The sequence below is a fragment of the Dehalococcoidales bacterium genome (genome assembly GCA_028716225.1).
Taxonomy (GTDB): domain Bacteria; phylum Chloroflexota; class Dehalococcoidia; order Dehalococcoidales; family UBA5760; genus UBA5760.
This window is the reverse complement of sequence record JAQUQE010000064.1, coordinates 1-5,981: the sequence shown is the minus strand read 5'-3', so window position 1 is coordinate 5,981 and position 5,981 is coordinate 1. Positions and strand designations below refer to the sequence as shown.

Genomic DNA, 5,981 nt, shown 5'->3' with positions numbered 1-5,981 from the left:
TGGTCTATCGATATCGAAGGTGGGTGGTCATTCACTCCCGACGATCCTGATGACAAACCGTTCGACTTCATTCCCGAGTATTACGAACTCCGAAAACAACTGGTCGAAGAGACGAAGGCTACCGGGAAACCGAACGGCGCCGAAAAGGTCATCAAATTAGCCTTGAATTCGCTATACGGGAAACAGGCGCAGCGCGTTGGGTATAAACCGCCTTTCCGTTCGACTGCGTATGCCGGGTATATCACATCGGGTACCAGGGCCCAACTCTTCTCAGCCGGCTCTCAAGCGCCCGAGAAGGTCATTTGTTTCGCAACCGATGGAATATACTCTCTCGCCCCCTTAGACCTGCCTACGCCCCGGGAAAAGGTTCTGGGAGCATGGGAGAAGAAGGAGCACGATTCCATGTTGTTGGCCCAGTCAGGTCACTATATCCTGGACAACGATGGCACGAAGTTTCTCTGGTCAAGAGGGTTCGACAAACTGGTTGGCGATGGCCAGACAAAGGCCGAGCGGCAGGCGTCATACCAGGAAAAGGTCAGTAAATACGAGGAAATGCTAATCCAAGCCTGGATTGATGGTAAAACCGAGGTTTACCTGCCATGTGTTCGTTTTTGCACACTGAAAGGGGCCCTCCAGGGCACTGAAAGGTGGCATAAGAGAGGTCAGTGGATCAACGGGTATTCCGGGAATAGAAAAGGAAAGGAATTGAAGATATTTCCGACCGGGACGAAGCGAACGCTGCTCGAATCGCCTGCCAATTACCGAACGAAGTTCAATCCGGGCACTATGATGGTTCAGACGTATCCGACTCCTAATGAGACGCCCGACATCATGGCCGATCCGTACCGGGCGCCGGGCGAATATGACCCGTGGGTGCAGGAAGACCTTGATGGACAGAAAAGTATATAGGTGTTGAGGGTTATAGGTATATATGGTAATTCACATGAATTCCGACAGGATGGCAATTGATCGCGAAATGGGTGGAGACAACACGTATGACGTGTATCTCCCCGATAATGTTAAGAACGGGCGAATAAGCCTGATTTTTCGGGAGAGCGGTGGGGTGACGATGATTGTTACAGTTACGCACCCCCGGCATGACGTTGAGCAGATGATTATCTCGAAGTTCTGCGATGGCGAGTATCGTGTACGATATCTCGCTCCCGGAGAGAAAGAAAGGATAACGGTGGGTATATGAGAATATTATGTTACTATTGCGACTACGTATGGGACTATCGGGGAAATATCCTCAAGAGAGAGAAGACGATGTGCCCCAAGTGCAAATCGTCTATTTCCCTCAGGAAAGCGCTTTGGCTATTAGCCAGGCGTGAATTCGTCCCAAAATAATTTTTTATTCGATTATATCGACAAACTCGTTCGTATCGTAGAGCGGGAAATACTTCTTCGGGTTGAAGACGAACCGCTGCCTCTTATTGTTCGTATAGTTGAATAAGGTAATTACTACCCGGTCAATCTTCTCAGCCTCAATCTCCTGGACGTTGGCCTTTCTAAGCCGCTTGTCTTCAATGATATACGCAGTACACTCGTATAAATAGTCGATATTGCGCCTGATACGAATATCGACATTCTCGAACTGTTGGGAGGTGAAATAGATGTCAACACCCCGCTTTCGCGACTGGAGCATCAGGTATGAGAAGACCCGGTTCCGCTTTGTCCCGGAACACCGACAGTCAAAATAGGTCTGGGCCTCGTCAATGCCGATAGAAGCGTCTACCATCTGATCCGGATTTTCGAGCATCCAGCCGATATCAATCTTCTTATGTGGAAACGTCAGCCCATAGTTGGAATAGATGTCCCTGCCTTTCCGATAATCGTCGTGCAGGAATTTAGTCAGTAGTACTGTTTTCCCGTGCCCTTTGAACCCCGTTAGTAGTTTCAGACTCATTACCGTTCTCACCGATAAACTTTAATACTTTTCCTCTATTTCGTGTAAACGTGTCAATCCCGGTCAATATGTAGATGCTGACCGCTCCCAGGTTCTCTACCTCTTCTGCCAGGAAACTGTCGTATAAGAAGTCGTCAGGGTTCCGATAGACTATCAGAGCCCTGTCCAATACGCTGAGTTTATTCTTCTTAACCTTCATCCCCTGAACCTCATCATGGGGTCTGGTGTGTCCCGCTTTCCGAACTGTTCCAGAGCGCCAAATGAGGCTACTACTTCCCGGCGAGACCCCCGCTCGTGTGATATCATGAGCGCCATAAAGTTCTCAGCGAACTTTAAGAGCCTCATTGCGTTCATTTTATCACCAATTTCGATGAGTACTGCGAGGGCACGTACTTCCTGTTTGGTCAACTCCGTCTTTGTTCGGAAATCGTCTGAACCCAGAATTGCCGATATGGCTTTCGCTACGTCTGACGCTGAATCGTCTCCGACAATATGAAGGTCTGAGGAATCAATGTCCGATTCCTCATCCATTACTAAACTCTCGTCGTAATCGTCGTATTCCCAGAGGTCAGGCTCTTCCTGAGCCTCTTTTTCGATTTGCTCTTCAATCTGCTCTTTCTTCGTCTTTGTCGATTTCTTTGCCTTCGCCCTGGGTTTTGCCTTCGGCTTCGGCTTCGGTTTCGGTTTCTCTTCGTCTGTCATGGATCATAACCCCGTTGGAGTGGCAACCGTCGGCGTCGGTAAAGTCGTCGTCGGTTTAACCGTTTGCGTCACTGTTGGCGTCACTGTTACGCCCGGGTTGGCAGTGTCGATGGCTGACATGAACCGGTCTTCAAAGTCGGTCAGGCGTTGGCCCGTATCATACGACAGGTAAGCCGATCCAGCGCCAGCGGCAACCGCCAGCCCACAAAGAAGAAGCAGGAATATCTTCCATTTGTCCTCTTTCTGGATAATCAGGTTGGACAGGGCCCAGGCCGCCCTGCTGACAGCGTCACCAATCTCTTTCGGAGACGGCTTTGATGCTGCCGCCCGGTACGGAATGGCTTCAGAACTGTTCTCCCGGAACATGATAGTCGGTTGCTGAACGGTTGAGAAAGCATTCTTCTTCACCTTTGTGAGAAACACCCTCTCGGGGTCGATCCGGTATGTGTTGGCGACCATATCGACATCCCGGGGATAATACCCGACTCGCCTGATACCGTCTGTCCCAACAACCTCTACCCGTAACGTCTCTTCAACCTTTTCAAACAGGCTCATATGTTATCACTCCCAAACTGGTTGGGAATCGAGAAAAGCAACACCAGAAAGGCCAGCCCCATTAGCGTCGCAAATGTCTCTCCGGTTTGTGACAGAAACATGAACTCGGTTTCCCACCACAAGCGAAGCGCATAATAGACCATACCGCCTGCCAGCCCTTTTAGAGAAAGTTCTAAGCAGACAGGAACAATGTCTTTCAGGAAGTTCGACAGCCTTACGTCTTCTTCTTCTGATAATACCATCTCTGCATCTCCAGAACCTTCTCATTGCCTTTAATGACTCCTTCATCAATATCGGCTCTCACCTGTTTCTTTACCTGTGAGAGCCATGTTCGAATACCATCCATCATCGTGTCAGACTCCGTTTCTGAATAACCGCCATGAACGCCAGGGCCGTCAGGTAGACGCCTATAGCGAACATGACTATCGGTAAGATGTTGTGTGTAGCGCTGGAATTCAGGACGGGACTGTAATAGGCCATTACACCAAACATGAACCCCATCAGGGCATATACCAGATCCCGATACTTCTCTACCAGGAGAACTGAAAAGACCCACCCTGCAAAGACCAGTATGCCTATCAACAACCCTTCCATCATCATCACCACGCTATTATGTAAAGCAGTCCACTACCGAGATAAATCACAACGGCGGCCACTATAACGGCCTTAGCCGTATTGAAGACCACTCCACTGACCGTTCCGTCAGGGAAGAGCGATATGACCTTTTGCGCTATGCCGAGAATGAACCACCCCGACAACATGAACATGAATATCGAGATGGGGATGGCTATCATGCCCGGCATGAGGAACGGCTCGGTAGAGAGGTCGAACGTCAGTAAATTGACCAGTATAGCGCCCATTGTTAAATTGGCGAACGATTCACCGAGAAACACCAGGTAGATGCCATACATGATAATCATGACGGCCACCAGTTTGACCGGTGGTGTTCCTATCGAATCGATGTCCAGGACGCTCATTTCTTTCACCTCTCTTGTCGGGCTCTGTCAAGCGGAATCTTCGCTTTTGTAGCACTTAGTTCACGTAACTGCTCATCTTCTTTCAGGGCGACTATGTCCTTGTACGAGATTTCAGCGTCTTTATTTATCGAAGGGGGCGGCACTTCATTATCGTCACCAGAGCCATACCCCCTGACAATCTGCCCGAGTCCGACTGACCCCCACATGATATAGAAGATGGCCAGGATAACGGCTGCAAGCACCGTCCAGAGCGGTATAAGCCCCAGTCCGATACAGAGCACAAGCCCGAGCGTTCCGAATATGAGTATGACCATCGTGTCCATCCGCTGGAAGACAAGTTTCGGTATGAAACAGAATATTCCAATGATAAAGACGGACAGGAGCAGTCCAAACCCGCCATTACCGCCAGTAGAGCCTCCGCTACCGAATCCGAGCCAGGTATCGCCCGTATCAACAAGGTTGCCGAACGAGAGGATGTTCTCGTTCACCGTCAGTTCCGGCGACTGGGCGAAGACTACCGGGGTCAGACTCCCTCCGTATCCGACCAGTTGGGCGATATACGTCCCGTCCTGGGCCCGCCATTCAATAGAATCGTCTATCCGGGAGTCAATAGAAGACGTATACGTCTTCAGCGGTTCGTCCCGCTGAACCCACCGTTCCGCTACTGGATCGTATCGGTATAATAGAACTTTAACCGACGAATAGGTAGCATCGTAGAGGGCTGACCCGCTATCGACCGACAGGTATGCATACTGGTCTTCTGTAGTCGTAGTAATGGCCGTTCCCGCCTTATTAGTCCAAACCAGGCTTGATTCAGTCGCCTCTATACTTGGAGTAAACGTGTACCCGGTCAGGTATCTCCAGTACGTCTCAGTATCGTCTCCAAGTTCGAGGAAGACCGTATAATCGGTATCGTAGTCGAAATACGCCCGTGGAACGACCCACCGATACGGGTTCTCAGTTATCTGGGGAGATACCGCCTCATAAACCCCGAGTTCATTATACGCCGTCCCGTAACAGATAACCAGCCGGATAGATTCGGTCACATCCGGATCGGTTATTCCGTTCTCCAGGCTCATCCACTGGAAGTCCGTGATAACGTCTTCCCCTTCGTAAATATCGTTCCTTCCCCAATAGTTCGTTATCGCCGGTAACGCGATGTGGAGCGTCTGAATCTTGATATCGACTACCTGTTCAAAACCGCTCTCTGAATCAGTCAGCCACATCTCGCCCCTGAGGTAGTATGGTCGGCGCCACGCTTCACTACCAAACTTTAACCCTTCATCAACCGTTGGGACGACTGTCGTATAATTCGCGTAAACGGTCTGATTTTCGACTAACGGTAAATCTACGCTCTTTATAAGCGAATAGGCGTCCGTAGTGGCGTCCGTCTGGTCATAGATATCTATCCGGAACGAGTCGAAGTTGTCGAACACCCACTCGGAATCATCAGTGAAGTTCATATACCACAGGAACGACGAGTTATACCCCTTAAACGGATAATCTGACACCCATTTCGTTCCTCGCGGCTGTAAATCGTTCCATTCTGACGGTGGGATATACTCGTCGCCGTAGTCGGGTATATGGACGTCCGGTAACCCGGTTACTGACATAACCAGAACCTCGTACTCGATAGAATCCGTCCCGTATGGATTTGTTACCGTTAACGTGACCGTATAGTAACCAGGTTCGGTATACGTATGTGACGGACTGGCATCAGTCGAAGTAATACCGTCACCGAACTCCCATAACCAATCGGTTGGATCGTTCAACGACTCGTCAGTAAACGAGACCGTAAACGGTGCGTATCCGGCATCCCCGTCCATTGAGAACTCTGCTAC

At 50.0% G+C, this 5,981-nt stretch carries 11 protein-coding genes; 2 read left to right on the top strand and 9 right to left on the bottom strand.

What is annotated here, in order from left to right; genetic code table 11:
* Both PHI12_13060 and PHI12_13055 read left to right on the top strand, forming a co-directional pair.
* On the top strand, positions 1 to 909 hold a 909-nt coding region (locus PHI12_13060), incomplete at its 5' end, for a hypothetical protein (protein ID MDD5511721.1).
* A gap of 22 nt (positions 910 to 931) precedes the next feature.
* The gene (locus PHI12_13055; protein ID MDD5511720.1) at positions 932 to 1,198 is read left to right on the top strand and encodes a hypothetical protein; all 267 of its coding nucleotides are present in this window, start codon (positions 932 to 934) and stop codon (positions 1,196 to 1,198) included.
* A 153-nt stretch (positions 1,199 to 1,351) separates the two neighbouring features.
* Here the strand turns inward: PHI12_13055 and PHI12_13050 are convergent, their stop codons facing one another.
* The 9 genes from PHI12_13050 to PHI12_13010 form a co-directional block, all read right to left on the bottom strand.
* Positions 1,352 to 1,906 (bottom strand): zonular occludens toxin domain-containing protein, encoded by a 555-nt coding sequence (locus PHI12_13050; GenBank protein ID MDD5511719.1) that lies wholly within the window; start codon positions 1,904 to 1,906, stop codon positions 1,352 to 1,354.
* Positions 1,848 to 2,105 (bottom strand): hypothetical protein, encoded by a 258-nt coding sequence (locus PHI12_13045; GenBank protein ID MDD5511718.1) that lies wholly within the window; start codon positions 2,103 to 2,105, stop codon positions 1,848 to 1,850. The genes PHI12_13050 and PHI12_13045 overlap by 59 nt, the downstream gene beginning before the upstream one ends.
* The gene (locus tag PHI12_13040) at positions 2,102 to 2,608 is read right to left on the bottom strand and encodes a hypothetical protein (GenBank protein ID MDD5511717.1); all 507 of its coding nucleotides are present in this window, start codon (positions 2,606 to 2,608) and stop codon (positions 2,102 to 2,104) included. The genes PHI12_13045 and PHI12_13040 overlap by 4 nt, the downstream gene beginning before the upstream one ends.
* A gap of 3 nt (positions 2,609 to 2,611) precedes the next feature.
* Positions 2,612 to 3,163: a hypothetical protein gene (locus PHI12_13035; protein ID MDD5511716.1), complete on the bottom strand. Its 552-nt coding sequence runs from the start codon at positions 3,161 to 3,163 to the stop codon at positions 2,612 to 2,614.
* Positions 3,160 to 3,405, bottom strand: coding sequence for a hypothetical protein (locus PHI12_13030; GenBank protein ID MDD5511715.1), 246 nt, complete (start codon positions 3,403 to 3,405; stop codon positions 3,160 to 3,162). Before PHI12_13030 ends, PHI12_13035 begins: the two co-directional genes overlap by 4 nt.
* Positions 3,378 to 3,512, bottom strand: coding sequence for a hypothetical protein (locus PHI12_13025; GenBank protein ID MDD5511714.1), 135 nt, complete (start codon positions 3,510 to 3,512; stop codon positions 3,378 to 3,380). The genes PHI12_13030 and PHI12_13025 overlap by 28 nt, the downstream gene beginning before the upstream one ends.
* Complete coding sequence (locus PHI12_13020) at positions 3,509 to 3,757, bottom strand: hypothetical protein (protein MDD5511713.1); 249 nt, start codon at positions 3,755 to 3,757, stop codon at positions 3,509 to 3,511. The genes PHI12_13025 and PHI12_13020 overlap by 4 nt, the downstream gene beginning before the upstream one ends.
* 5 nt (positions 3,758 to 3,762) lie before the next feature.
* The gene (locus PHI12_13015) at positions 3,763 to 4,140 is read right to left on the bottom strand and encodes a hypothetical protein (protein ID MDD5511712.1); all 378 of its coding nucleotides are present in this window, start codon (positions 4,138 to 4,140) and stop codon (positions 3,763 to 3,765) included.
* Between the two features lie 5 nt (positions 4,141 to 4,145).
* A partial coding sequence (locus tag PHI12_13010) for a PKD domain-containing protein (protein MDD5511711.1) occupies positions 4,146 to 5,981 on the bottom strand: 1,836 nt, incomplete at its 5' end.

Bases quoted from the DNA above. Each gene is read 5' to 3' on its own strand.
- PHI12_13055 (MDD5511720.1), top strand. From the start codon at position 932: ATGGTAATTCACATGAATTCCGACAGGATGGCAATTGATCGCGAAATG.
- PHI12_13050 (MDD5511719.1), bottom strand. From the start codon at position 1,906: ATGAGTCTGAAACTACTAACGGGGTTCAAAGGGCACGGGAAAACAGTA.
- PHI12_13045 (MDD5511718.1), bottom strand. From the start codon at position 2,105: ATGAAGGTTAAGAAGAATAAACTCAGCGTATTGGACAGGGCTCTGATA.
- PHI12_13040 (MDD5511717.1), bottom strand. From the start codon at position 2,608: ATGACAGACGAAGAGAAACCGAAACCGAAGCCGAAGCCGAAGGCAAAA.
- PHI12_13035 (MDD5511716.1), bottom strand. From the start codon at position 3,163: ATGAGCCTGTTTGAAAAGGTTGAAGAGACGTTACGGGTAGAGGTTGTT.
- PHI12_13030 (MDD5511715.1), bottom strand. From the start codon at position 3,405: ATGGTATTATCAGAAGAAGAAGACGTAAGGCTGTCGAACTTCCTGAAA.
- PHI12_13025 (MDD5511714.1), bottom strand. From the start codon at position 3,512: ATGATGGATGGTATTCGAACATGGCTCTCACAGGTAAAGAAACAGGTG.
- PHI12_13020 (MDD5511713.1), bottom strand. From the start codon at position 3,757: ATGGAAGGGTTGTTGATAGGCATACTGGTCTTTGCAGGGTGGGTCTTT.
- PHI12_13015 (MDD5511712.1), bottom strand. From the start codon at position 4,140: ATGAGCGTCCTGGACATCGATTCGATAGGAACACCACCGGTCAAACTG.